This window comes from Roseibium aggregatum (assembly GCF_017309185.1).
GTDB classification, from domain to species: Bacteria; Pseudomonadota; Alphaproteobacteria; order Rhizobiales; family Stappiaceae; genus Roseibium; species Roseibium aggregatum_B.
The window spans coordinates 446,239-470,635 of the sequence record NZ_JAEKJZ010000001.1 but is presented as its reverse complement, the minus strand read 5'-3'; the positions used below and the strand labels follow the sequence as shown (position 1 = coordinate 470,635).

At 61.8% G+C, this 24,397-nt stretch carries 26 protein-coding genes; 5 read left to right on the top strand and 21 right to left on the bottom strand.

Annotated features, from left to right (window positions below; all coding sequences use genetic code 11):
• Nucleotides 1-29 precede the first annotated feature (29 nt).
• The 4 genes from JF539_RS02185 to JF539_RS02170 form a co-directional block, all read right to left on the bottom strand.
• Nucleotides 30-668 carry a GNAT family N-acetyltransferase gene (locus JF539_RS02185; protein WP_207138720.1) on the bottom strand — a complete coding sequence of 213 codons (639 nt, stop codon included), beginning with the start codon at nt 666-668 and terminating at the stop codon, nt 30-32.
• Nucleotides 669-685: 17 nt separating this feature from the next.
• The gene (locus JF539_RS02180) at nt 686-1,975 is read right to left on the bottom strand and encodes a M16 family metallopeptidase (RefSeq protein ID WP_207138719.1); all 1,290 of its coding nucleotides are present in this window, start codon (nt 1,973-1,975) and stop codon (nt 686-688) included.
• Between the two features lie 4 nt (nt 1,976-1,979).
• Complete coding sequence (gene thrC, locus JF539_RS02175; protein WP_207138718.1) at nt 1,980-3,386, bottom strand: threonine synthase; 1,407 nt, start codon at nt 3,384-3,386, stop codon at nt 1,980-1,982.
• A 262-nt stretch (nt 3,387-3,648) separates the two neighbouring features.
• Nucleotides 3,649-4,290 (bottom strand): YqgE/AlgH family protein, encoded by a 642-nt coding sequence (locus JF539_RS02170; protein WP_209016963.1) that lies wholly within the window; start codon nt 4,288-4,290, stop codon nt 3,649-3,651.
• A gap of 157 nt (nt 4,291-4,447) precedes the next feature.
• Between JF539_RS02170 and JF539_RS02165 the strand changes: the two genes are divergently transcribed.
• Nucleotides 4,448-5,269, top strand: coding sequence for a protein-disulfide reductase DsbD domain-containing protein (locus JF539_RS02165; protein ID WP_207138717.1), 822 nt, complete (start codon nt 4,448-4,450; stop codon nt 5,267-5,269).
• 128 nt (nt 5,270-5,397) lie between these two features.
• Nucleotides 5,398-5,886 (top strand): peroxiredoxin, encoded by a 489-nt coding sequence (locus JF539_RS02160; protein WP_207138716.1) that lies wholly within the window; start codon nt 5,398-5,400, stop codon nt 5,884-5,886.
• On the opposite strand, the gene JF539_RS02155 is transcribed toward JF539_RS02160, so the two are convergent.
• The 8 genes from JF539_RS02155 to coxB all read right to left on the bottom strand — a co-directional run bounded on the left by JF539_RS02155 (nt 5,887) and on the right by coxB (nt 12,547).
• Nucleotides 5,887-6,642: an SURF1 family protein gene (locus JF539_RS02155; protein WP_207138715.1), complete on the bottom strand. Its 756-nt coding sequence runs from the start codon at nt 6,640-6,642 to the stop codon at nt 5,887-5,889. It abuts the gene before it with no gap.
• A 47-nt stretch (nt 6,643-6,689) separates the two neighbouring features.
• Nucleotides 6,690-7,079 (bottom strand): DUF983 domain-containing protein, encoded by a 390-nt coding sequence (locus tag JF539_RS02150; RefSeq protein WP_207138714.1) that lies wholly within the window; start codon nt 7,077-7,079, stop codon nt 6,690-6,692.
• An 86-nt stretch (nt 7,080-7,165) separates the two neighbouring features.
• Nucleotides 7,166-8,044 (bottom strand): cytochrome c oxidase subunit 3, encoded by an 879-nt coding sequence (locus JF539_RS02145; protein WP_207138713.1) that lies wholly within the window; start codon nt 8,042-8,044, stop codon nt 7,166-7,168.
• Between the two features lie 49 nt (nt 8,045-8,093).
• Nucleotides 8,094-8,699 (bottom strand): cytochrome c oxidase assembly protein, encoded by a 606-nt coding sequence (locus tag JF539_RS02140; RefSeq protein WP_207138712.1) that lies wholly within the window; start codon nt 8,697-8,699, stop codon nt 8,094-8,096.
• Nucleotides 8,700-8,709: 10 nt separating this feature from the next.
• A complete protein-coding gene (locus JF539_RS02135; protein ID WP_207138711.1) occupies nt 8,710-8,871 on the bottom strand; it encodes a hypothetical protein in 162 nt (53 codons plus the stop codon).
• A 4-nt stretch (nt 8,872-8,875) separates the two neighbouring features.
• Nucleotides 8,876-9,811 carry a heme o synthase gene (locus JF539_RS02130; protein ID WP_207138710.1) on the bottom strand — a complete coding sequence of 312 codons (936 nt, stop codon included), beginning with the start codon at nt 9,809-9,811 and terminating at the stop codon, nt 8,876-8,878.
• A gap of 160 nt (nt 9,812-9,971) precedes the next feature.
• On the bottom strand, nt 9,972-11,567 hold the full coding sequence (ctaD, locus tag JF539_RS02125; protein WP_207138709.1) for a cytochrome c oxidase subunit I: 1,596 nt from the start codon (nt 11,565-11,567) through the stop codon (nt 9,972-9,974).
• A gap of 77 nt (nt 11,568-11,644) precedes the next feature.
• Nucleotides 11,645-12,547 (bottom strand): cytochrome c oxidase subunit II, encoded by a 903-nt coding sequence (gene coxB, locus JF539_RS02120; protein ID WP_207140790.1) that lies wholly within the window; start codon nt 12,545-12,547, stop codon nt 11,645-11,647.
• A 617-nt stretch (nt 12,548-13,164) separates the two neighbouring features.
• Between coxB and JF539_RS02115 the strand changes: the two genes are divergently transcribed.
• A complete protein-coding gene (locus JF539_RS02115; protein WP_207138708.1) occupies nt 13,165-13,662 on the top strand; it encodes an invasion associated locus B family protein in 498 nt (165 codons plus the stop codon).
• 29 nt (nt 13,663-13,691) lie between these two features.
• Here JF539_RS02115 and JF539_RS02110 read toward each other — a convergent pair whose 3' ends face one another.
• The 3 genes from JF539_RS02110 to tldD form a co-directional block, all read right to left on the bottom strand.
• Nucleotides 13,692-15,482, bottom strand: a complete 1,791-nt coding sequence (locus JF539_RS02110; protein ID WP_207138707.1) for a monovalent cation:proton antiporter-2 (CPA2) family protein — start codon at nt 15,480-15,482, stop codon at nt 13,692-13,694.
• A 283-nt stretch (nt 15,483-15,765) separates the two neighbouring features.
• Nucleotides 15,766-16,380, bottom strand: coding sequence for an HAD family hydrolase (locus JF539_RS02105; protein ID WP_207138706.1), 615 nt, complete (start codon nt 16,378-16,380; stop codon nt 15,766-15,768).
• Nucleotides 16,381-16,414: 34 nt separating this feature from the next.
• On the bottom strand, nt 16,415-17,839 hold the full coding sequence (gene tldD, locus JF539_RS02100; protein ID WP_207138705.1) for a metalloprotease TldD: 1,425 nt from the start codon (nt 17,837-17,839) through the stop codon (nt 16,415-16,417).
• Between the two features lie 514 nt (nt 17,840-18,353).
• On the opposite strand from tldD, the gene JF539_RS02095 reads away from it, so the two are divergent.
• Nucleotides 18,354-18,581 carry a hypothetical protein gene (locus JF539_RS02095; RefSeq protein WP_207138704.1) on the top strand — a complete coding sequence of 76 codons (228 nt, stop codon included), beginning with the start codon at nt 18,354-18,356 and terminating at the stop codon, nt 18,579-18,581.
• A 101-nt stretch (nt 18,582-18,682) separates the two neighbouring features.
• Entirely contained in the window at nt 18,683-18,901 is a 219-nt protein-coding gene (locus tag JF539_RS02090; RefSeq protein ID WP_207138703.1) for a DUF2093 domain-containing protein, read from the top strand.
• Between the two features lie 13 nt (nt 18,902-18,914).
• Here JF539_RS02090 and lpxK read toward each other — a convergent pair whose 3' ends face one another.
• The 6 genes from lpxK to JF539_RS02060 are packed head-to-tail and all read right to left on the bottom strand — an operon-like array spanning nt 18,915 to nt 24,380.
• Nucleotides 18,915-19,937, bottom strand: a complete 1,023-nt coding sequence (lpxK, locus tag JF539_RS02085; RefSeq protein ID WP_207138702.1) for a tetraacyldisaccharide 4'-kinase — start codon at nt 19,935-19,937, stop codon at nt 18,915-18,917.
• Nucleotides 19,921-21,240 carry a 3-deoxy-D-manno-octulosonic acid transferase gene (locus JF539_RS02080; RefSeq protein ID WP_207138701.1) on the bottom strand — a complete coding sequence of 440 codons (1,320 nt, stop codon included), beginning with the start codon at nt 21,238-21,240 and terminating at the stop codon, nt 19,921-19,923. The genes lpxK and JF539_RS02080 overlap by 17 nt, the downstream gene beginning before the upstream one ends.
• The gene (locus tag JF539_RS02075; RefSeq protein WP_207138700.1) at nt 21,233-21,931 is read right to left on the bottom strand and encodes a lysophospholipid acyltransferase family protein; all 699 of its coding nucleotides are present in this window, start codon (nt 21,929-21,931) and stop codon (nt 21,233-21,235) included. Before JF539_RS02075 ends, JF539_RS02080 begins: the two co-directional genes overlap by 8 nt.
• Before the next feature lie 30 nt (nt 21,932-21,961).
• On the bottom strand, nt 21,962-22,201 hold the full coding sequence (locus tag JF539_RS02070; protein ID WP_207138699.1) for a DUF4170 domain-containing protein: 240 nt from the start codon (nt 22,199-22,201) through the stop codon (nt 21,962-21,964).
• 36 nt (nt 22,202-22,237) lie between these two features.
• Complete coding sequence (locus JF539_RS02065; RefSeq protein ID WP_207138698.1) at nt 22,238-23,050, bottom strand: 3'(2'),5'-bisphosphate nucleotidase CysQ; 813 nt, start codon at nt 23,048-23,050, stop codon at nt 22,238-22,240.
• Nucleotides 23,037-24,380 (bottom strand): TldD/PmbA family protein, encoded by a 1,344-nt coding sequence (locus JF539_RS02060; protein WP_207138697.1) that lies wholly within the window; start codon nt 24,378-24,380, stop codon nt 23,037-23,039. The genes JF539_RS02065 and JF539_RS02060 overlap by 14 nt, the downstream gene beginning before the upstream one ends.
• Between the last annotated feature and the right edge of the window lie 17 nt (nt 24,381-24,397).

Below are 24,397 nucleotides of genomic sequence, written 5' to 3'. Positions count from 1 at the left end.
GGCGAAGAACTACCGGGTTGAGACACATGTCACAAGAATTCTTTCAAAAGGCCTTCCACGTTGGGATTGAGTTTTCCCGGGTGCGCCGCATGTTCTTCCGCCAAACAGCCAAAAAGCAGGTGATCCTGCCAGCTGCCGTTTATTAAAAGATAGTTGCGCGCATAGCCTTCCCGGCGGAAACCTGCATTCTCCAGCAGACGAAGGGACGGTGAGTTGGTCGGCAGACACGCCGCCTCAATTCGGTGGAGGTTTAAAACGTCGAAACAAAAAGGCAAGATCATGGCGACAGCCGCCGACATATGCCCTTTTCCCGCGTGTCTTTGTCCCATCCAGTAGCCGAGCGTCGCCGTCTGGCTTACCCCCCGCCTGATATTGCTGACGGTCAGCCCGCCCAGGATCTCATTCGTCCGCGCGCTGAACAGGAGAAAGGACAGGCTGCGGCCTTCCTTGCGCTCCCTGGCGTAGCGCCGCAGGCGCCGGCGGAAACCTGTCTTGGTCAGATCGTCGGCGGGCCAGAGCGGCTCCCAGGGTTTCAGAAAACTGTGGCTTTGGGCCCGGATCTCGGCCCATGCCTTGAAATCGGACATGACGGGAGGCCGCAGGTAGCGCTCCCCGGATTCGATCAGCAATTCGGCTTCTGTTGAAGATCCCGGCCGTAACAGCGCCATGCCCGTGCTCCGTCAGATTACATGGATGCAGCCCGCAGAACCGGGCCCTGCTGAAGCCTGCCTGCCAGCGCGCTCGCATTCATGATGCCGTCAACGGGTCCGATCGCCGTCAATGTCGGCACCGTCCCCACAAAGGTCTCGTGGGCGACCTTGCGAATATCAGCCGCGGTCACCGCTTCGATCTTGCCGGAGATTTCTTCCGGGCTCAGAACCCGCCCGTGAACGAGGATCTGACGGGCGATCTGTCCCGCACGGGCGGCGGGGCTTTCCAGCGCCATCATCAGACCGGCGCGGATCTGCGCTCTGGAGCGCGCCACTTCGTCGTCTGTGACCGTTTGCGTCGCGGACAGAAGCTCGTCAGCGATCATCGGCATCAGGGCCCCGAGATCCTCGTGGCTCGTCGCCGCGTGCAGTCCGAAAAGGCCCGTATCGGCGAAGGCCCAGTGAAAACTGTAAATCGCGTAGCAAAGACCGTGTTTCTCGCGGATCTCCTGGAACAGGCGGGACGACATGCCGCCGCCGAGAACGGAAGCCAGGATCTGGATCGCGTAGTAGTCCTTGGACTTGTAAGGACGGCCCTCGAAGCCGATAAGCACCTGGGCCTCCATGAGATCCTTGGGCCGCAATGTCTCGCCACCGCGATAGCTGGCCTTCGTCTCAGGCGCGGCGGGCTCGCCGTTCAGGGCACCGAATTTTTCCTGCGCAAGTGCCACGAGCGCATCGTGATCGATGGCGCCGGCGCCGGAAAGGACCATGTCGGGAGCCCGGTAGCGTTCGGCGAGATACCTGTTGAGAGCCTCCCGGTCGAACCCCTTCACCGTTTCCGGCGTACCGAGAATTGGCCGGCCGATCGCCTGATCCGGCCAGGCGGTTTCCTGGAAGAGGTCGAAAGCCTGGTCTTCGGGACTGTCGTTGGCAGCGCCGATTTCCTGCAGGATCACATGCTGTTCGCGCACGAGTTCCTGAGCGTCGAAGGTCGAGTTCTTCAGGATGTCTGACAGGATATCGACCGCAAGGGGCATGTCCTCGGCCAGTATCCGGGCGTAGTAATTGGTGTGCTCTATGCTGGTGGAGGCGTTGAGTTCCCCTCCCACCGCCTCGATTTCCTCGGCAATGGCGCGCGCGGACCGGTTCTTCGTTCCCTTGAAGGCCATGTGTTCCAGCAAATGGGTGATGCCGTTCTGGTGAAGCGACTCCACCCGGGAGCCCGTCCTGACCCAGACGCCAAGTGCCGCTGTCTTCAAGTGAGGCATTTGGTCCGTGACGACCGTCAGCCCGTTGTCCAGTACCGTAGTCTCTACTCTCATTCAGCTACACACCGGCGGTGACGGCCCGGGCGTGATCTTCGATATATCGTTCCACCACGTCCTGCTCGGCCGCCAAAACCTGCTGGCGCTCCTCCGCAGTCATCATTGTTATTAGGTTTTCCGGCAACTGAGGCCGGATCCCGGCGGCCTTTTCCACTGCATCCGGGAATTTCGCCGGGTGCGCCGTCCCCAGCACAACCATTGGCACGGCGCCGTCGTCAAACTCCTTGGCCACATGCACGCCGATCGCGGTGTGCGGGTCGAGAAGATAGCCAGCCTCTTTCCAGAGTTCTGCAATCGTCCTGGAGGTTTCTTCCTCGCTGCAACGGCCGGCGGCGAAACGATCCCTGATTTCGCTCAGGGGCGCATCCTCGATAGCGAAGCTTCCCGACTGGGACAGCTGGTCCATCATCCGGCGGACCGCGCCGCCATCGCGCCCGGAAACTTCCGCGAGAAGGCGTTCGAAGTTTGACGAGACCTGGATATCCATCGATGGCGAAATCGTCGGCGTCACGCCGCGCTTTTCGTAACGGCCGGTTTCCAGGGTGCGCGCCAGAATGTCGTTCACATTCGTCGCCACCACCAGTTTTTCGATCGGCAGCCCCATTTTCATCGCCGCGTAGCCGGCGAAAATATCACCGAAATTGCCGGTCGGAACGGTGAAGGAGACCTTCCGGTGCGGTGCGCCCAGAGCCGCGCCCGCGACGAAATAGTAGACGATCTGCGCCAGGATACGCGCCCAGTTGATGGAATTGACCCCGGACAATGCAACCCGGTCGCGGAAGCTGAAATGGTTGAACATGCCTTTGACGATTGCCTGGCAATCGTCGAAGTTGCCCGTCAGCGCCAGCGCGTGGACATTGCTCTCGGTCGGTGTCGTCATCTGACGGCGTTGAACGTTGGAAACACGACCGTCCGGGAAGAGAATGAAGATATCGGTCCGCTCGCGGCCCCGAAACGCTTCGATGGCCGCTCCGCCCGTGTCTCCGGAGGTCGCACCGACGATGGTAGCGCGCAGTCCCCGCTCGGTCAGGACGTAGTCCATCAGCCGTCCAAGCAGCTGCATCGCGACGTCCTTGAACGCCAGCGTCGGGCCGTGGAACAATTCGAGGATGAAGGTGTTCGCGCCGGTCTGCACCAGAGGCGTCACGGCCGGATGGCGGAAGCCCGCATAAGCATCGGCGATCATGGCCTCGAGATCGTTTTCCGGGATCGTTTCGCCGATGAAGGGCTTGATGACGGCCAGGGCCACATCCTGATAAGGCTTTCCGGCGAAGGAGGCGATGGTGTCGTTATCGAATTGCGGCCAGGTTTCGGGGAGATAGAGGCCACCGTCGCGCGCCAGCCCCTGGAGCAGGACATCGGAAAATTCCAGAACAGGTGCTTCGCCACGCGTACTGCTATATTTCACCGAGCCGTTTCCTCTATACGTCTTGTTTCGGACCGCGTCCGTTTCGTCCGGGCAGCCGGACCCACAGCCTACTTCAATCCTGTCGGATTTGAAACAAACCATGCCATCGATGCGACTTACGCGCCAGAGCCTTCATAAGCAAGTCGCTTTGGTGAAAACGATGGTCGTTTCGGAGCAGGACATCAGGGCCTGAGCGGACGAGGGCCGTCAGCGATGGCGAGACCTTGCGGGAGTGTTAAAAATCCGCTCTTCCGGCGGCAGGTCAGGCGTGCCCGGCTTCCGACAACAGCATCGCCGGATCGATCCCGAGCGAACCGAGTGCCCGATGCCATTTGCTTTCAAAATCCCGGTCGAACAGGATGTCCGGATCGGCCGGTGCGGTCAGCCACCCATTGGCCTGGATCTCGCTTTCGAGCTGGCCCGGCGCCCAGCCGGCATAGCCAAGCGCCAGCATGGCATGGTCCGGACCGGACCCCTGAGCGATCGCACGCAGGATTTCGAGCGTTGCGGTCAGGCAAATGCCGTTGTCGATCGCCAGCGTGGACTGATTGAGCATGAAATCGTCGCTGTGAAGGACAAAACCGCGTTCCACCTCGACCGGCCCGCCCTTGTGAACGTTCATGTCGCGGATCCTGGACGGCAGACGGATCGAATCTTCGTCATTCACGATATCCAGCTGAATAAGAAGCTCTTCCAGAGACAGATGCCGCGCCACCTGGTTCACGATCAATCCCATCGCGCCCTGCTCCGAATGGGAGCAGACATAGATCACGGAGTGTTCGAAGCGGCTGTCCGTCATACTCGGCATCGCGATCAGAAACTGACCTTCGAGGGAGTTTCTTGCTGCGGTTTCGGCCATACGCACCTCGTTTTCTGCTGTCACCCTCTGTCTCTTCGAAAGCATAATCCCTTTGCCGTGTTTTGTTAATGTCTGTTTGCGCGCCGGTCTCGCCTGGGGTAGGGCCCGGATCCCGGCTGCTCACAGCGCTGTCACACGGAAATGAATTCGAGATCGCATTGTGTGTCATGACGCTTGCCTGAAACTCGTGTAGCAAAGACACATGAGACGTTTTGCCCTCATCCTTCTATTCGGTCTTTTCGGACCTGCCCTGCCCGTCCACGCCGCGACCACCGGCTGGAGCGAGGTGCACGGCGGCGCCGTACGCCTGATCGCCACGGGGCCGATGGAAGACGGCCGGTATCTGGCGGGTCTGGAATTTGTTCTCGAGCCTGGCTGGCACACCTACTGGAGGTATCCGGGCGAGGCCGGGGTGCCGCCGCAAATCACGCTCGCCGGCTCTGAAAATGTTCGCGACATCGAGGTTCTATACCCCGCTCCGGAGCGCTACAGCGACGGGTTTTCGGAATCGATCGTCTACCATGACGGAATTGTTCTCCCCATTCGGATCGTTCCCGAAGACCCCGGAAGGCAAGTGCGATTTTCCATCGAGGTTCTGTTCGGGGTCTGCAAGGATATCTGCGTGCCGGGCGACGCGGCCCTTTCCCTGGATCTTGCGCCCGACACCGAAACGGACAGCCTTGCCGAAAGACTGATAGCAAGGGACCTTGAGGCTGTGCCCGGAGCAGCGAAAGGCGGCGCGCTTGAGATCACGGGCGTCGCACTGTCCGGACCGAACGACAGCCTCCGGATTGAGGCGAAGGTTCCCGCGGACGGTACGCCGGATCTTTTTGCCGCCGGTCCCGCAGGTTCTTACATCGGCTTGCCGAAGCTGGTCGACCGCACCGGCGAGAAGGCTGTCTGGCGACTGTCGACCAACGGTCTCGCATCCGACGACGGCGACCGGACCTTGCGGCTGGTTCTCACGTCCGGCGATGTCGCTGTCGAACTTCTTGAAACGATTCCTCCCGACTGGCTGAACTAGGTTTCCCGCGTTCCGTGCTCCCAACTGCAGCCGTATCTGCAAAACATGTCTCGACGCCTGTGCCGGAACGCCCTATCTGTGCAGCGAACCGTTTTGAATTGCAGCCCATTGGAACAAGGATATTCGTCATGACGATCAAGGTTGGGGATCGCCTTCCGGATGCAACGTTTAAGGTCATGACCGGGGACGGGCCCGGCGAACTCACGGTCGCGGAGCTGACCGCCGGCAAGACCGTCGTTCTGTTCGGCGTTCCCGGAGCCTTCACGCCGACCTGCCACATGAACCATCTGCCCGGTTTCGTGGAACACGCCGAGACGCTGAAAAACAAGGGCGTCGACACGATCGCGGTGGTTTCCGTCAATGACGTATTCGTCATGGATGCGTGGGAAAAGGCCTCCAAGACAGGCGGGAACATCGTGTTTCTGTCGGATACCGGTGCCGATTTCGTTGAAGCCGCCGGTCTGGGCCTCGGACCGGCACCGATCTTCGGTCACCTGCGGTCGCAACGGTTCGCCCTGATCGCCAAGGATGGCGTGATCACGTTCCTTGCGATTGAGGAAAGCCCGGGCGAAGCCACCAAGACCGGCGCTGCGGCTATTCTGGAAGCACTTGGCTGACTATTCGCTTTCCGGCTTGCGCGGCCACAGAACAGAGGCCGCGTAAGTCAGGTAGACGCCGACCAGGGTCGCGGCGAGACCGAACCAAGTCAGTGCATAGCCCAGATGGTCGTTCTTGAAGCGTACAATGGTTTCACCTGCCTGCGGCAGGCCGCCGGCAGGCGTGTGCTCCGCGTCCAGATCGATGCTGTAGGGGGCGATTTTTTCGTCTGAAAGCCCCAGAAATTCGACCATGGCGCCGGTATCGCGCGCGAACCAGATCCGGTCGCCCGGCTGCGGCTCCGGGGTGGTCCAGTTCGGTGTCTCGCTCAGTCGCAGCAAACCGGTCAACTCGAGCGGGCCTTCGGGCGGCACCAGGGCGGTTTCAAGCGCGGCGCCTTGAAGGCTTTGCGGCAGGAAACCGCGATTGACGAGTACGATCCAGCCATCGCTGGTTTTGAAAGGCGCGTAGGCGAACAGGCCCGGCCCGCCGATGGGACCGGCCGGATTCCCCAGAGAAATGTAGTAGAATACCGTTCCCTCAAGGAACGATCCGGTCACCGAGACATGCCGGTAGTCATCGGTCTCCGCCAGACCGTCCCATGCCCCGGGCTCCGGTGCCGGCACGGGTGGTCTCGACACGCCCTCCTCCACCTGAGCGATCAGGTTTTCCTTCCAGGCGAGCCGGTTGAGCTGCCAGGTCCCCAGACTGAGAAGAATGAACAAGGCTGCCGAGGCGGCGAGCGTCGGAATGACCAGTTTTTTAAAATGCCCCATGCCGGGACTTTCTCTTTGCTGTTGGGATCGGTGACGCGTCTTTAGGGCTATCGCTCGCCCGGCTCGTCGAGACGGCCTTCTTCCGCCTTGTGCTTGTATTGCAGAGCGATCATCAGCCCCTTCAGCGGCCGCAGTGTGGCGGCCGCCAGCAGGACGGTGAGCGGTAGCCAGAGGACCAGATGAAGCCAGATCGGCGGCTGGAAGGAAAGTTCGACGAACAGGACAAGGCCGACAATCACGAAACCGACGATCATGATGACGAAGACGGCCGGACCGTCACCGCTGTCGGCGAAGGAATAGTCGAGGCCGCAGGACATGCAATTCTTCTTGATGCTCAGAAAGCCGTCAAAAAGGTTGCCCTGGCCGCAGCGCGGACATTTGCCGGAAAGCCCTGCGGAAACCGGATTGACCGGAGGAAAATGCGCCTTGTCTTCCATGAGCCTTGTCCCGATCGGTTGCGGAAACGAAAACGCCCGATCCGATTTCCGGACCGGGCGCTTTCAATGAATGACCTTACCCGCCTTTAGTGCGCGGCCGGCGTGCCTGCGCCCCAGATGTAGATCGAGACGAACAGGAACAGCCAGACGACGTCGACGAAGTGCCAGTACCAGGCCGCCGCCTCGAAGCCGAAGTGTTTCTCTGGCGTGAAATGTCCGGCGAGTGCGCGGAACAGGCAGACCAAAAGGAATATGGTTCCGACGATCACGTGGAAACCGTGGAACCCGGTCGCCATGAAGAAGGTCGCGCCGTAGATGTTGCCGCTGAAGGAGAAGGCGGCATGGGCATATTCGTAGGCCTGGCAAATGCTGAACAGGATGCCGAGCAGCACGGTCAGGGTCAGCCCCCATTTCAGGCCTTCGCGGTCATCGTGCAGAAGCGCATGGTGCGCCCAGGTCACGGTGGTGCCCGAACACAGCAGGATCAGCGTGTTCAACAGCGGCAGGTGCCACGGGTCGAAGGTCGCTATACCCTCCGGAGGCCAATGTCCGCCGGTCGCCTCCACACGGCTGAACTGGATGGCTTCGCCGGTGAACAGAGCCGCGTCGAAATAGGCCCAGAACCAGGCCACGAAGAACATGACTTCCGAAGCGATGAACAGCAACATGCCGTAGCGCAAATGCAGGGAGACAACCCGGGTGTGATGCCCTTCGCGGGACTCCCGGATCGTGTCGCCCCACCAGCCGTACATGACGTAAAGCACGATCAGCAGGCCGACGGCGAAAAGACCCCAGCCCGCGGAGGCGAAATCGATGGAGAAAAGCTCGAAGCTTTGGCCCGCCGCCGAACGCATCCAGGCGATGGTGCCGATTGCAAGGACAAAGGCGCCGACCGACGCGATAAACGGCCACGGGCTCGGTTCCACCAGGTGGTAGTCGTGATTTTTACTATGTGCCTCAGCCATAGGCATGCTCCCCAAACATAGTCATCTCAAGCGCCTCGGCGCCAATCGCTTACAAATTCGTTTCAACGGCAGGCGCATCCGCCTTGGCCGCAACAGGACGCTCCGGTTGTTCTACCGGGAAGAAGGTGTAGGACAAAGTGATTTCCTTGACAGCCTTGAGCTCAGGGTCCTTGTCCATATCCGGATCGACAAAGAAGACGACCGGCATTTCGGCGGTTTCGCCCGCTTCCAACGCCTGCTCCGTGAAGCAGAAGCATTGAAGCTTGTTGAAATAGGCGCCAGCGGTCGGCGGCGACACGTTGAAGGTCGAGGTTCCAACAGTTGTCTTGCCGCCCGTATTGGTCGCCAGATAGGAAAGCTGGGCGGTTTCGCCCATTTTCACCGTGATCGAGCGCTGCTTTGGCTTGAATGCCCAGGACAGGTCGCGATTGACGTTACCGTCGAAACGCACGGTGATCGTCCGCTCGATGACGACATCGCTGTCCCGGTCTGCGACCTGGGTCGTGCCGCCAAAGCCGGTCACGCGGCAAAACAGGTCGTAGAGAGGCACCGCCGCGTAGGCTGCACCGACCATGGAGGCGAACACGCATGCGCACACCACCGCGATCTTGCGGTTCTTGGTTGCCAGATCCTGTCTGTTGCGCGCAGTGCTCACGTCTTCTCCCTCAAAGCGGCCGGTCCAACACACCGGGACCGAGTTTTACGATCGTCACGATGTAAAACAATGCGACCAGAGCGGCGAGCGCCAAAGCGATGGCGACAGACCGCGAGCGGCGCCTCTTTTTCTGTTCCTCTGTCAGCCTGATGCCCTGCTCCTCGTTCGTCATCCGGTCAGGCTCCCAAGACCAGGGATTCGGCAAGAAGAAGGGCGAAAAGCAGGAACAGATAGAAAATTGAAAACTTGAACAGCCGCATGCTGGCCTGACGGGCAGCCTCGCCTTCGCGTTTGCGCCATAAATCGGCGGCCAGGGCGACAAAAACCAGCCCAAGCCCCGTGGCGGCCGCGCCATAGACGGAGCTCGCGAATCCCAGAAGGAACGGCGCGACGCCGATCGGCGCCAATAGCAGCGCATAAATCAGAATGTGATGCCGGGTGTTTGTCTCCCCGGCGACGACCGGAAGCATGGGAATCCCCGCCGCGCGATAGTCGCCGCATTTGAACAGCGCGAGCGCCCAGAAATGGGGCGGCGTCCACATGAAGATGATCAGGAACAGCACGAAGCTTTCCAGGCTGACGCTGCCCGTGACCGACGCCCAGCCGACCATCGGCGGAAACGCTCCGGCGGCGCCGCCGATCACGATGTTCTGCGGCGTCGAGCGCTTCAGCCACATCGTATAGACGATCACATAAAAGAAGATCGTGAAGGCCAGAAAGGCTCCCGCGAACCAGTTGACCAGAAGCCCGAGGGTCACCACGGAACCGATCGCCAGGGTGATGCCGAAGGCAAGCGCCTCGTTGGGGGTGATCTTGCCGGCCGGGATCGGGCGCTTGCGGGTGCGCGTCATGATCTCGTCGATATCGGCGTCATACCACATGTTCAACGCGCCGGAGGCTCCGGCGCCGATGGCGATGCACAGGATCGCGACCGCGGCCAGAACCGGGTGGACCTTGCCGGGCGCGAGCATCAGCCCGACGAATGCCGTGAAGATCACCAGAGACATGACCCGGGGTTTCAGGAGCGCCACATAGTCGCTCACCGATCCCATTCCGCCGTCCCAAACGGCGCTGCTCTGGCTTAATGTCTCGTGACGCTCAACGAGCGACATGGGCGCGTCCTTCAAATCTTATTTTGCCCTGCCCTTTTACAGTCCCACAGTGCTGACAGTTTCAACCTGCAAGCGGTCAGGCAGTTTTTGATGTCTGCACCGCGCCGGAGACCGGCGCGGTGTACATTGCAGTTCGGAAGGCGAACCTTCCGGCCGCGGATCACTTGATGCGCGGCAGCGTCTCGAACTGGTGGAACGGCGGCGGCGAGGACAGGGTCCACTCCAGGGTCGTCGCTCCTTCGCCCCACGGGTTGTTGCCGACGACGCGCTTCTTGGCGAAAGCTTCGAAGATGCCGAACAGGAACACCAGAACCGCGAAGGCGGAGATGTAGGAGCCGATGGAGGAAACCATGTTCCAGCCGTGCAGCGCATCCGGATAGTCGACATAGCGGCGCGGCATGCCGTTCAGACCCAGGAAATGCTGCGGGAAGAAGACCAGGTTCACGCCCACGAAGGTGATCCAGAAATGGGCCTTGCCGATGGTCTCGTTGTACATGTAGCCGAACATCTTCGGGAACCAGTAGTACCAGGCCGCGAAGATCGCGAACACGGCACCGAGCGACAGCACGTAATGGAAGTGTGCCACCACATAGTAGGTGTCGTGGAAGGCCCGGTCGAGACCGGCATTGGCGAGCTGTACCCCGGTCACACCGCCGACGGTGAACAGGAAGATGAAGCCGATCGCCCAGACCATTGGCGTTCTGAACTCCAGGGAGCCGCCCCACATGGTGGCGATCCAGGAGAAGATCTTCACGCCGGTCGGCACCGCGATGACCATGGTGGCCGCCACGAAATACGCCTGGGTCTCGGAGGACATGCCGACGGTGTACATGTGGTGCGCCCACACGATGAAGCCGACGACGCCGATGGCGACCATGGCGTAGGCCATGCCGAGGTAACCGAAGATCGGTTTGCGGGCGAAGGTGGAAATGATGTGGCTGATGATGCCGAAGCCCGGCAGGATCAGGATGTACACTTCCGGATGGCCGAAGAACCAGAACAGATGCTGGAACAGGATCGGGTCGCCGCCGCCTGCCGGATCGAAGAACGTCGTGCCGAAGTTGCGGTCCGTCAGAAGCATGGTGATGGCACCCGCCAGAACCGGCAGGGACAGAAGCAGCAGGAACGCGGTGATCAGCACCGACCAGGCGAACAACGGCATCTTGTGCAGGGTCATGCCCGGCGCACGCATGTTGAAGATGGTGGTGATGAAGTTGATCGCCCCGAGAATGGAGGACGCACCGGCGACGTGCAGCGACAGGATTGCCAGATCCATCGCCGGACCGGGCTGGCCGGAGGTCGACAGAGGCGGATAGATGGTCCAGCCGCCGCCAACGCCGTTGGCGCCCGGAGGCCCTTCAACGAAGAGAGAGAGCAACAGCAGCAGGAAGGCCGGCGGAAGCAGCCAGAAGGAGATGTTGTTCATCCGCGGGAACGCCATGTCCGGCGCGCCGATCATGATCGGCACGAAATAGTTGGCGTATCCGCCGATCATTGCCGGCATGACCATGAAGAAGATCATGATCAGGCCGTGAGCGGTGGTGAACACGTTGAACAGGTGCGGATCGCCGAAGATCTGCATCCCCGGGCTCTGCAGCTCCATTCGGATGCCGACGCTGAGAATGCCTCCAACGATCCCCGCGAAGATCGCGAAGATCAGATACATAATGCCGATGTCTTTGTGGTTGGTCGAATAGACCCACCGGCGCCATCCGGTCGGATGGTCATGTGCCGCATGTGCTTCGGTCGCAGCCATTTCGGGTTCCCTCTCTAGTCTCATTCAGCGGCGCTGCGTGTCATCGCGCGCATCGCCAATCAGGTTCGCCGCCAGCGTTACTTCGCGGCGACGGAGATTTCCTTCAGTTCGCCTTTCGAAGCGAGCGTTTTGCCGGCCTTGATGGACGCCATGAGCTGTTCGTTGGCCGTGTCCAGATCGTCCTGCGCGGCGGCCGCCCAGGTGGTGAACTGATCTTTTGAGACGACCCGAACGGCGATCGGCATGAAGGCATGGTCCTTGCCGCACAGTTCGGAGCACTGGCCGTAATAGACGCCTTCTTCGCGGGCATGGAACCAGCTCTCGTTCAGGCGGCCCGGGATCGCATCGATCTTGACTCCGAAGGAGGGCATCGCGAAGGAGTGAATGACGTCCTCGGAGGTAACCTGAAGGCGGACAGTGGTGTCGACCGGAATCACCAGATCGTAGTCGACCGCCAGAAGCCGTGGAACTTCGGCAAGCGTCACACCGCGCGCTTCGGCGACTTCCTGACGTTCATCGTCCCGGACCATGATGCTGTCGAAGGAAAGATCTTCCATGCCTTCGTCGGTATATTCATAGCCCCAGTACCACTGATACCCGACAGCCTTGACCGTCATGTCGTATTCGGGAATGTCCAGCTGCTTGTAGAGCAGACGGAAAGACGGGATCGCGATCACGACCAGGATCAGGATCGGGACGATCGTCCAGACGACCTCGATCATCGTGTTGTGGGATGTTCGGGACGGCACAGGATTGGCCCTGGCGCTGAACTTCACCGCGCAGAGGATCAGAAGTGCCAGAACGAACAGCACGATCACGGTCATGATGACCAGAGTGAAGCTGTTGAACCAGCTGATGTCGTCCATCACGCCGGTGACGGAATTCTGCAAACCGAGCTGCCACGGCTTCATGCCGGATTCAGCCGCCAGAGCCGCGCTGGACAACCCTGAAAAAGTCGCCGCCACCCCGGTCAATGTCATGAGACGATTGAAGATACCCTTCACGTCCGCGCTCCCTTCCCTCAGCCGCCTTGCATGCGGCGTATGCTCTCTCCCGAACCCAATCCGGCCCGCGTCCAAACGACGCAGTAAACGGACCGGCATCCTCGTGCAAGCCCGTTCTGCCCCGCCCGGTCTCCTGACTGGGTTGTCGGATTACCGAACTATAACCACAAACCCTTATCAAGGGCGATGGCTACCATCGGGCAGAGCGGCGATGTGACGCATCCCCCTGCCCAGTGGTACCTTGCCGCACAAAAACCACAAGACTCGCCGGGCTGCAACGGAATTTCAAACTTTTCGGCGTCGCCTGCAAACCTTTGCCAAGGGTCATGAATTTTTGACTCATGTCAAAGACATGCGGATTTTCGAAAAAAATCAGACCCAATCTCACACTTCCCAGCCCTGTCAGACTGGAATCACGCGCCGTCATGCGGCAATGTCTGGCCGGGATAACAGCATGATTCGCGGAGCTGGCCATATTTCCTCGCCGGAAGGGCTGCTAAGGGATCGAAAACGATTGACTGGAGGATTTCTTGTCAGCCCATTTGCCGCAGCCCCTAGCCGCCTTGCCCGTCAGGCGGTTTCGAACCGGACTCGTGAAGCTCGGGACCCTCGCGTGCCTTGTCCTCGGTTCGCTTGCCCAGGGACCGTCGCCCGCCGCCGCTCAGGGTGAAGTTCGTTCGTCTCACGGGGATTGGCAGATGCGCTGCGACACGCCGCCCGGCTCTTCGAGCGATCAATGCGCCCTGATCCAGAACGTGACGGCCGCCGACCGGGAAAATGTCGGCCTGTCCGTCATCATTCTCAAGACGGCGGACAAGCAGGCCCGCATTCTGCGCGTTCTGGCACCGCTTGGCGTCCTGCTGCCCTCCGGGCTGGGTCTGCGCGTCGACAACGCGGATATCGGCCGCGCGGCCTTTGTCCGCTGCCTTCCGAACGGCTGCATCGCCGAAGTCATCCTGGAAGACGACCTGCTGACCAAATTGAAGTCCGGCTCTCAGGCGACCTTCATCATCTTCCAGACGCCCGAGGAAGGTATCGGCATTCCGATTTCATTGAACGGTTTTTCCGCCGGATTCGACGCTCTGCCCTGATCTCAGGGCACCGACCAGTGCCCCGGCCGTCAATCGGCCGAGGCTTTTTCCCGCGAAGCCTTGCCGAATTTGCGCGGCGTCACCTTGTGAAGCCGGTCGGCACCGGCGAACATGCCCTCTTCAAGCTGCACGGCCAGGCGCTCCTCATCGCGCCTGCGCACGTCCTCCTCGATCTGGTCGATCCGGTCGACCGGCGTTCCCAGCACCTCCAGCGCAGCACGGCCGAAGAAGACGCTCGATTCGAAGGTTTCGCGCACCTGGAAATCGACACCGCGCTTGGTGAGGTCCAGCGCGTGCGCCCGGTCGGTCGCACGGCAGAAGATCTTGGCGCCGGGAAAGTCTTCGCGGATCAGGTCGATGGCCTTGCCCATGACCTTGTCGTTTTCCACACACATGGCGACCAGCGTCGCCTTGCCGGCTCCCGCCGCCGCCAGAACATCCGCGCGGGTCGCATCGCCATAGTAGACCTTGTAGCCTTGCTTGCGGGCGTAATCGATACGGTCGGGACGGTTGTCGATCGCCGTGATCTCCAGCCCCTCGGAGGTCAGAATCTGCGCGACGACCATACCGAAACGCCCGAAGCCGATCACCAAGACCGTCGGAGCGGCTTCCTCAAAGGTTTCGATCGAGGGGTTTTCCACACCTCGCGCCTTGACCCGCGCCGCCAGGGTGTCCAGTCCGAGGCAGGCGACCGGCGTGAACAGCATCGTCAATATGACGATCGCGATGAGCAGGTTCGCCGTCTCGTAGTCGAGTATGCTGTTGCCGACGGCGGCCGTGAACAGGACAAATGCGAATTCACCGCCCTGCGGCAAGGTCACAGCAATGCGGAGCGCGTCCGAATTCGGCGAGCCGGTGGCGCGCGCCAGTGCCCAGAGAAAGATGCCCTTGATGGTCATCACCGCGACGACACCGACCGCGACGAGCGGCCACTTGTCCGCCACAAGATGGATGTCAAGCGACATGCCCACGGCCACGAAGAACAGACCCATCAGCAGGGAGCGGAAGGGCTCGATATCCGCTTCCAGCGTGTGCCGGAAACTCGATTCGGCCATGAGCACCCCGGCCAGAAACGCACCAAGCGCCATGGACAGCCCGGCGAAATGCATGATGCCGGCGCTGCCGAGCGCGACCAGAAGCGCGGCGGTGAGCATGACCTCCCGCGCCCGGCTCGCGGCAAGAAGCAGAAAAATGGGCGAGACAAGGTATCGGCCGGCAATGATCACGGCGGCGACCGCCCCCAGAACGATGGAAATTTCCCTTGCGATTTCACTGTAGGTGGAAGGCCCCTCGCCCGGCGCGAGGATGGCGACCATCGCCAGCAAAGGCACGATGGAGATATCCTGCAAGAGCAGGATACCGAAGGCGCGCTGGCCGTAGGGCGACGACAATTGGCCACGCTCCTGCAAGATCTGCAAGGCGAACGCGGTGGAAGACAGTGCAAGACCGAAACCGGCTACAAGCGCGGTGGAATGTGCCAGGCCGAGAAGCCGGGTGAAGGCGAAAAGCGTGATCCCCGTCATGAGGACCTGGGCCGTTCCGAGACCGAAGATGTCCCGTTTCATGCTCCAGAGTTTTTTTGCTTCAAGTTCCAGGCCGATGACGAAGAGGAGCAGAACAACGCCAAGCTCCGCCACATCAAGCACTTCCTCCCCGGAGCCCAACAACTTCAGGCCATGGGGGCCTATGACCGCTCCGGCGGCCAGATACCCGACCACGGACCCCAGGCCCAGCCGTTTGGCGATCGGAACGGCAACCACGGTTGCCGCCAGAAAAACGATCGACTCAGCAAAAAACGGGGGCGCTTCTTCCGCGGCCATTCTCTCTCCTCTGCAAACCGTCCGGATTGCCTCTCGCCGAACATCTCACTGAAAGAGTGGCTCAATTCGCGGCAGCAAACAATACAACCTTTTGCATTTACATCCATCCGCTCGACGGCCGTGTTTGAAGAACGCCGGTCAGCCTGTCGGGCTGCTCCGGCGTTTCCCGCAAGTAGAGCGATGCAATGGAGGGACAAAGGGCATCGGAGGGTGCGGCCGCCACCCGAGTACCCACCGTATCCGGCATTCGAGCGAAAAAGCGCGTGGCATGCGCCGCTCCGGTTCAGATCAGGTCGAGCCCACTCAAAAAAGCTTCCAGAGCGTCAGGCGACCGATAGACATGACCGGTCAGCCCGGCTTCAACCGCCCCGGCCACGTTTTTGGCGCTGTCGTCGACAAACGCACTTTCCTCGGGCGCGAAGCCGTACTTCGTGCAGACAAGCCTGAAGATCAGCGGATCCGGTTTGCGGGTCTTGAATTCCGCGGAAACATGGGCCTTTTCGCCAAAGACCTCGACCACCTCCGGCGCGCAGTCCGGGAGGGCGGCCTTCAGCATCATGCCGTTGTTGGTCAGCATGGCGACTGCGGCGTGGTTCTTGAGTCTCCGGACCGTGTCGAAGACCCGGGGTCTGGAGCGCATCGACTTCCGGCGGACATCCGCCCAGGTTTCGAAATCGATCGGATGACCGAGCAACCGGCCAAATTGGGCGAGATAGCCTTCGGCCGTATCCGGAGTACCCGCTTCCGCCTCATTTTCATGAGGTCCGCCGAAAACGGCTTCGTGGATTTCAGCGGCGGAGCGCCCCGTCAGGTCTTCGAGTAGGTGAAGACGGGTGCTCCGGTCGAAATCGTAGAGCACCCCGTCCATGTCGAAGATGGCGAACCTGATGTGCGGCATGAGGCCCCGTTGCGAAGTCAGCCTTGTCTCACGATCACACGGCCGTACCGCCAATCGTCATGGCGTTGATGCGCATGGAGGGCTGGCCGACGCCGACCGGAACGCCCTGCCCCTGTTTACCACAGGTGCCCATGCCCGGGTCGAGCTTCATGTCGTTGCCGATCATGGTGACGCGGGTCAGCGCGTCCGGCCCGTTGCCGATCAGCATGGCGCCCTTGACCGGCGCGCCGACCTTGCCGTTTTCGACCCGGTAGGCCTCCGTGCAGGAAAACACGAACTTGCCGGAAGTGATATCGACCTGGCCACCGCCGAAGGACACGGCATATATGCCGTCCTTCACGGACCTCAGGATTTCTTCCGGGTCCTTGTCGCCCGCCATCATGACGGTGTTGGTCATGCGCGGCATCGGAATATGGGCATAGGACTGACGGCGGCCGTTGCCCGTCGGTTCCATGCCCATCAGACGCGCGTTCTGCCGATCCTGCATGTAGCCTTTCAGGATGCCGTCCTCGATCAGGACGGTCCGGCTCGCAGGCGTACCTTCGTCGTCGACGGTCAACGAACCGCGGCGGTCCGGGATGGTGCCGTCGTCGACAATCGTCACGCCGGGCGACGCGACCCGCTCGCCCATCAGTCCGGCGAAGGCGGAGGTCTTCTTGCGGTTGAAATCGCCTTCCAGTCCGTGGCCGACCGCCTCGTGCAGGAGAATGCCGGGCCAGCCGGGACCGAGAACCACGTCGAAAGAGCCCGCCGGGGCGGGAACCGCCTCCAGATTGACCAGCGCCTGGCGCAGTGCCTCGTCGACCCCGCCCTGCCAGTTTTCCGGCGTGATGAAACGCTCGAAACCTTCCCGGCCTCCGCAGCCGAAGGAGCCGCTTTCCTGACGCTCGTCATTGCCGGCGACCACGGAAATGCTCATCCGTACCATCGGCCGGATATCGCGCACCAGATGTCCGTCCGCGCGCAGAATCTCGACCACCTGCCAGGACCCGGCCAGCGAGGCGGAAACCTGACGCACGCGGGGGTCCTTTGCCCGCGCGTAGGCATCGATTTCCTGAAGCAGCTTGACCTTGTCCTCGAAACTCGGGCCGCCTAGCGGGTTCGCGTCCGTATAGAGATGACGGTTGGTGCGTGCGGGAGCCGCCGCATAGCTGCCGGAATAGCCCTTCTTGACCGCGCTCACCGCTTCCGCCGCGCGTTTCAGCGCGCCTTCCGAAATGTCGCCCGCGTGGGCATAGCCTGCCGCCTCGCCGGCGACCGCGCGCAGACCGAAGCCTTGCGCCGTGTCGTAATTCGCGCCTTTCAGGCGGCCGTTGTCGAAGACAAGCCCCTCGGTCTGCCGGTATTCGACAAACAATTCGCCATCGTCGGCGCCGGACAAGGCATCCTGGGTGATCCGCTTGGCGGCCTCCAGTCCGAGACCGGACGATTCGATAAGGTCAGTGGTGGAATGGGTCATCTCGAAGTCCTGATTGTGCCCGTGCGGGTTGTCCGCTTCAGGGTCTGTGACTGCGCCAGGTCCGTTGCGGCGATTGTCCGATTATCCCCAACATAGGCCTTTTGAGCCACAAATCACCCCAAAACGTCGACATTCCACTTGCGATATTTTTAACTTGAGTTAGAAACTCATATTTATATTGCGACGCGAAAACCTCCTCCGGCCCGGGCGTATGTTCGGGTTCAGAGGCCTGGCCTCAGGGACCAACAAGATCCTCCCGTTCCGGAGGACACGCGGAGCACGAAATGCCCTCAACAAAAGATCATAACCCGAACTTTTCTAGCGGCTTGCCAGGTTTTCATTCCCTGGCCGCCGCCCGGGGCGAAGGGTTGCATCCCCTGCTTGCGGCGGCATTGGCCAAGACCGGTTCTGTCGCGGGTCCTCCGCTGCCGAGCGAACAGAGCGACGACAACTTCGTGAGGCTCGATTTCGGACGGGGAAGGCCTCCCGTCAAGGACGACACCGTGCAATCGGGATGAAAACGGTTCTCGTTGCGATGCATCTGGTTGCCTGCCAGCCGGACCTCCTCATCTGCCGGGACATGTCCGTCGACTCCAAACGCTGGGCGGACGTTGAAATGTGCCGCCGGGACCGGAACAGCGAAATGGAACGGGTGAAGCGGGGCCTGCCGGACTGGGCAGTCGTGATGGCACGCTGCCGCTACCTCATCGGCCGCGACGCCCGGTCGACGCCCGTATTCTGAGGAACGGATCCCCGGGCGTTGGCAAAGCTGTGACTTGCCCAAGCTTACCGATCTGCCGTAAAAGACAGGAACAAAGATTTCTCTTTCCCGATCCGGCGACAATGAACCGATACGAAAACCCGCGCATCCCGAACGAAGCCCGTGTCCGTTACCTCGATGGAGACTATCAGGTCGAAGCACCAGGAACCTTCGTGCGCTGCGCCGTGACAGGCGCCGCCATTCCGTTGGACGAACTGAAATACTGGTCCGTCGAACGTCAGGAAGCCTATGCCGATGCCAATGCATCCATGAAGCGCCACCTGGAAACATCCGGTCAGTAAAGCCGGAGCGGTTTCAGCCTGAGAATTTGCGCAGGCGCAGTTTTTCGCGGATCAGCCCCATAAGGCGGTCCTCGTCATCGATCTCCATGCGGATATCCAAGACCGATGTGCTGGAGGCGATCCAGTGAAACAGCTCGCCGTTCGAGGTCACCAGCCGTGTCATGTCCTTTGAGGTCGTGACCAGGTGCAGACCGTCTTCTTCCGCCTCGGTCAACAGCGCGCGAACTTCGGCTTCCGAGTAGGGATGATGATCCGCGAACGCGCGGGTGCGTCTCACGTCGTATCCAAGCCCCTCCAACGAGGCAAAAAACTTTTGCGGACGCCCGATCCCCGCGAAGGCGAAGAGCTTGCGTCCCTCGAGGTCCTCGTTCGGCTGCGGACGGGCGTGCGCGTGCAGGATCGGCAGCGCCCTGCGGCTGGCCAGATGGACCGCGCCATCCGCCGCCTTGCCGTCTCCAACCAGGACAAGGCAATCCGCTTTGAGGATCTGTGTTCGGACCGGAGCTCTCAATGGTCCGGCGGGAACGCACAGGCCGTTGCCGAAACCGGCCGCGCAATCCACGAGGGCGAGGCTCAAGTCCTTGGCAAGGGCCGGATTCTGAAAGCCGTCATCCATCAACAGAACGTCTATCGGCTGCTTTTCCGCAAGATCCGCGCCCGAAGGCCGGTTCGCGGAGACGACGGTCGGCCCGAACTGGGCCAGCATCAGCGCCTCGTCGCCGACATCGGCAGCGCCATGCACATCCGGGTCGACCAGCAGCGGCCCTTTTTCCCGGCCGCCGTAGCCGCGCAGCAGAAACCCGGGCTTGTGCCCTTCTTCCTCCAGCCTGTGCGCGAGTTCGATCGCGAACGGCGTCTTGCCGGTTCCGCCAACCACGAAATTGCCGATACAGATGACCGGCAGGGTGCTTCTGGCTTTCGGCCGGGACAGCATGCGCCGTCCGGAGATCGAGCCGTAGAGCCAGGCGAAGGGCGCAAGTACAACCGCTGCCGGCGTCAGCCCCGGCTTCCACCAGAAATCAGGCGCTTTGCTCATGCACCGTCTCCGCCACCGGTTCGCGCTCCGTGTCCTTCAGATAAGGTTGCAGCAGATCGAGCGTTTTCTCCAGTGCGCCGCGGCCGGCATCGACAAGGTCCCTGGCCGCCGCTGCCTGCGTTTGGGCCTTTTCGGGATGCTTCAGCAGGTCGAGAACACGTTCGGCAAGGTCGGCGGGCTCCGACACTCTGACCGCCGCACCATTGTTCCAGAAGTCCTTGTAGACCGCCCTGGCGTTGGCCACCTTCGGACCGGTGACGAGCGCCGACCCTGTCAACGCCGCCTCGACCGGATTGTGGCCGCCGACGTCGGTGAAGGAGCCGCCAAGGAAGGCGACCGGCGCCAGACGGTAGAAAAGTCCCATCTCTCCGAGTGTGTCGCCAAGGTAGATCTGGGTTTCGGGTCCGATCTCCTCCCTCAGGCTGCGGCAGGAAACGGTCATCCCCTCCGCGGTCGCCAGCGCCATAATGTCGTCCGCCCGGCTGGGGTGGCGCGGCGCGAGAAATAGCACGAGGTCGGGGAGTTCCTTTCGAAGCTGCCTGAAAGCCGAAAGCACGATTTCGTCTTCGCCCGGGTGGGTCAGCGCCGCCAGCCAAACCGGCCGGTCTCCGATCGCGGCCTTGAGCGACGTCAGGTCCGTCGTGTTTACGGGCGGTTCGGCGGCATCGAACTTAAGGTTGCCCGGCATCGCCACGTTTCGGCAGCCCAGCGCCTCAAACCGGCGGGCGTCCGCGGCACTTTGGGCCAGCACCATGTCCAGGCACCGGAAGACATAGGCCGCCACACTCGGCAGCCGCGACCAGTTGGCCCTGGACTTGTCGGACAAGCGTCCGTTGACCAGGAGAAACGGCGCCGGGCGCCCGCGCATTTCGTCAAATAGGCACGGCCAGATCTCCGACTCGACCACCATCGCCAGATCCGGCGACCAGTGGTCGAGAAATCGGGCGACCGGGCCGGGCGCATCGTAGGGAATAAACTGATGGATCGCCCCGTCGGGCAACCGGCGTTCCGCGAGTTCCGCGGAGGTGACGGTGACCGTGGTCAGCAACACGGTGGCGCCGGTGCCGGTGAGCGCCTCGATCAGAGGCAGAACCGATGTGGTCTCGCCGACGCTCGCGGCATGGATCCAGACCAGACGGCCCGGGGGACGAGGCATGCCCGGCCTGCCGAACCGTTCGCCCTTGCGCTGCCGCACCTCCTTGCCGGACCGGCAGCGCAGATGAAACAGCAGGTGGAAAAGTGGTGTCAGCCCCGCGGCAAGGGCCTTGTAAAGCCTTATTGAAACGGGGTGCCGCTCAGCCATCCGACCTGCCGACCAGTTCGTAGGCCCGCTTCGTCGCCGCGTTCAAACCGTCCTCGACCTTGAGCCGATAGCTTTCCAGCGCGTCGTCTTCCGTTTCGGCCGGGACCCAGATGAGATCGCTGATGGCGATGCTTCCCCTGCCGAACGGCAGATTGACACTGGCCCTGTCCCACGTATCGAGCTCAATGCTACGGCTGGTGGCCACGGCGACGGGAAGGATGGGCCTGCCTGAATGTTTCGCCAGTTGCACGATGCCTTCTCCCGACTTGCGCGACGGCCCTTTAGGCACGTCCGCCGTCATGGCGATGCTGTAGCCGTCCTTGAGCGCCCTGAGCGCCTCGATAAAGCCGCGCATTCCGCCGCGTTTGCGGATCTGCCGGGCGTTCTTGCCACCCGAGGCCCGGATCAGGCCGAGGCCGAACTTGGAGGCTGCGACCGCATTGACTTCGCCGTCCGCGGACCGGGAAATCATGACCTTCGCCGGCCAGTGCCGCGGCTTGGCGAACGGCACCATGAAGTGCTGTCCGTGCCACATGGCGACGATAACCGGCAGGTCCTTTTCCGTGTCGTCATGAGCGTCCACCGGTTCGATGACGAAACGGTTGGTATGATAGACCAGCTTCAGATACGCGGCCATCAGGGAGCCCACAGCCGACAGAACCCGGGGGTGGCGTCCGAGGCGTTTGATCATTTTTCTTGTCGCCTGAGAAATTCCACCTGCTCAGTCGGACGTTTCCGGATCGAGCAGACGGTGCATGTGAACGATGAAGTAGCGCATGTGAGCGTTATCGACGGTGGCCTGCGCCTTGGCTTTCCAGACTTTGTAGGCTTCGGCGTAGTTGGGATAGATGCCGACTATATCCAGCTCGTCGAGATCGCGGAACGTCAGTCCTTCCGGCGATTCCAGTTCTCCGCCGAACACCAGATGCAGGAGCTGTTTCGGGGCTTCGGTCTCAGTCATTGAACACCTCGCTCATAGTAATGCGGCATGCCTCGGCTATCCGATCAGCTTTCCGAGTGTGGCGCGCGCCGGTCCTATCAGTACGCTTGACGCGGCAACCAGGGACGGATGGCCGGTCTTGGCGCGATTGTAGATCGGAGAACGGCCGGCCAGATCGGTCAGCTCGCCGCCCGCTTCCTGCACCAAAAGATCGGCCGCCGCAAGATCCCAATCGCTCGGACCGCCTCTGGCGGCCGCAACATCGACCCGGCCGGCGGCGACCATCGCCACACGGTAGGCCAGGGAGCGTAGTAATCCGCCGCCCCGAAATCCTGCATCCGCCACTTTCTTGTTGCCGGCAACCGATTGCGGTCCGGACAAGATCGCGCCCTCGACCCGCCGCTTGTTCGATACGGTGATCTGTCCGCCGTTCAACCAGGCTCCCCCGCCCGCGCGGGCGAGAAACATCTCCTCCCTGACGGGACAGAAAACAGCGCCGGCGACCGGCCGCCCCTTTTCCACCACCGCAAGGGAGACCGTCCATTCCTCGCCGCCGGCAAGGAAGGCGCGCGTGCCGTCGATCGGATCGACGATAAACACCCGATCGCAGGTCAAACGGCTTCGGTCGTCCGCCGTTTCCTCCGACAGCCAGCCATAGTCCGGACGCTCTCTTCGAAGCCTGTCCGCAAGATACCGGTCTACGGCCATGTCCGCTTCCGACACGGGCGATTTGTTGCCCTTGTACCAGGTTTCGGGATCGCGGCCGAAATAGCTCAGGGCGACGTCTCCCGCCTGCCGCGCCGCCGTCTCCAGCAGGCGCAGGTCCTGGTCCCGGTCCGTCACAAGCAGTGCCTCGTCAGCTTCCGGCAAGCGCCATTCCTTCAATCAGGATCGACGGGACGGCGGCGGAATAGCGGTTGTCGAGATCGCTGCCCGGCACCAGCCTCCGGAACATGTCGTTCAGGTTTCCGGCGATGGTGATCTCGCTGACAGGTTCGACGATTGCGCCATTCTCGAACCAGAAACCGGCCGCGCCTCTCGAGTAATCTCCGGTGATGCCGTTGACACCATGGCCGATGAGATCGGTCACGAGGAGGCCGCTTCCCGCCTCGGCCATAAGTTCTTCCAGGGATTTTTCACCGGGCATCAGCGTGATGTTGGTCGCCCCGGGAGAGGTGCCGCTGCCGCTGCGGTGAGCCCGTCCGTTCGGCGTCAGCCCCAGTTCCCGCGCCGAAGCGCCGTCCAGGAACCAGTGCCGCAGTACGCCGTCGTCGATCATGTTGAGCACCTCGGCCTTCGTGCCTTCGCCGTCGAAGGGCCGCGTCGCCGCGCCACGGCGCTTGAAGGGATCGTCAACCACCTGGATGCCCGGCGCGAAGATCCGCTCCCCCATCCTGTCCTTCAGAAAACTCGTCTTGCGGGCCACAGAAGCACCGTTGATCGCGCCGCTCAGGTGCCCGAGAATGCTGCGGGCCGCACGGGACTCATAAATGACGTTGGCGGTCCGTGTGGAGAGCTTCTGCGGATGCAAACGCCGAACCGCCCGCTCGCCGGCGCGGCGGCCGATTTCCGCCGGAGCCTCGAGATCCTCAAAAAACGTCCGGCTGTCGAAGTCGTAGTCCCGTTCCATACCGGTGCCCTCCCCGGCGACCGCCGTCATGGACATGCCGAAGCGGGAGGAGACATAGGACCCTTGAAATCCATGGCTGGTGGCCAGAACGACGCCGCCCAGCCGCCAGGACGCGCCGGCACCGCCGGATTTGCTCACACCTTCCACGGCAAGCCCGGCAGCTTCCGCTTCCAGGGCGCGCTCCGCGAGATTGTCCGCGGTCATCTCCGTCGGGTCCAGAAGTTCAAGCTTCGGGAACTCCTTCACGAGACGGTCCGGGTCCGCAAGGCCTGCAAACGGATCCTCCGGCGCCACCCTGGCCATGGCCACGGCGCGTTCGGCCAGAGTTGACGGATCGTCGAGCTGGTTGGCCGAAACCGCCGCCGTGCGTTTGCCGACGAAAACCCTCAAGGTCACATCGTCGCCTTCGGCGCGTTCGGTTTCCTCGACCTTGCCCTCCCTGACCTCCACCGAAAGCGACACGCCGGTCACCGCGACGGCGTCGCAAGCATCCGCCCCGGCTTTCTTCGCGGCTTCGACGAGGCGCGCAGCGCGCGATTGAAGTTCGCTTTGATCGATCAGTTCAGACATAATTTCCACCTTCAGGT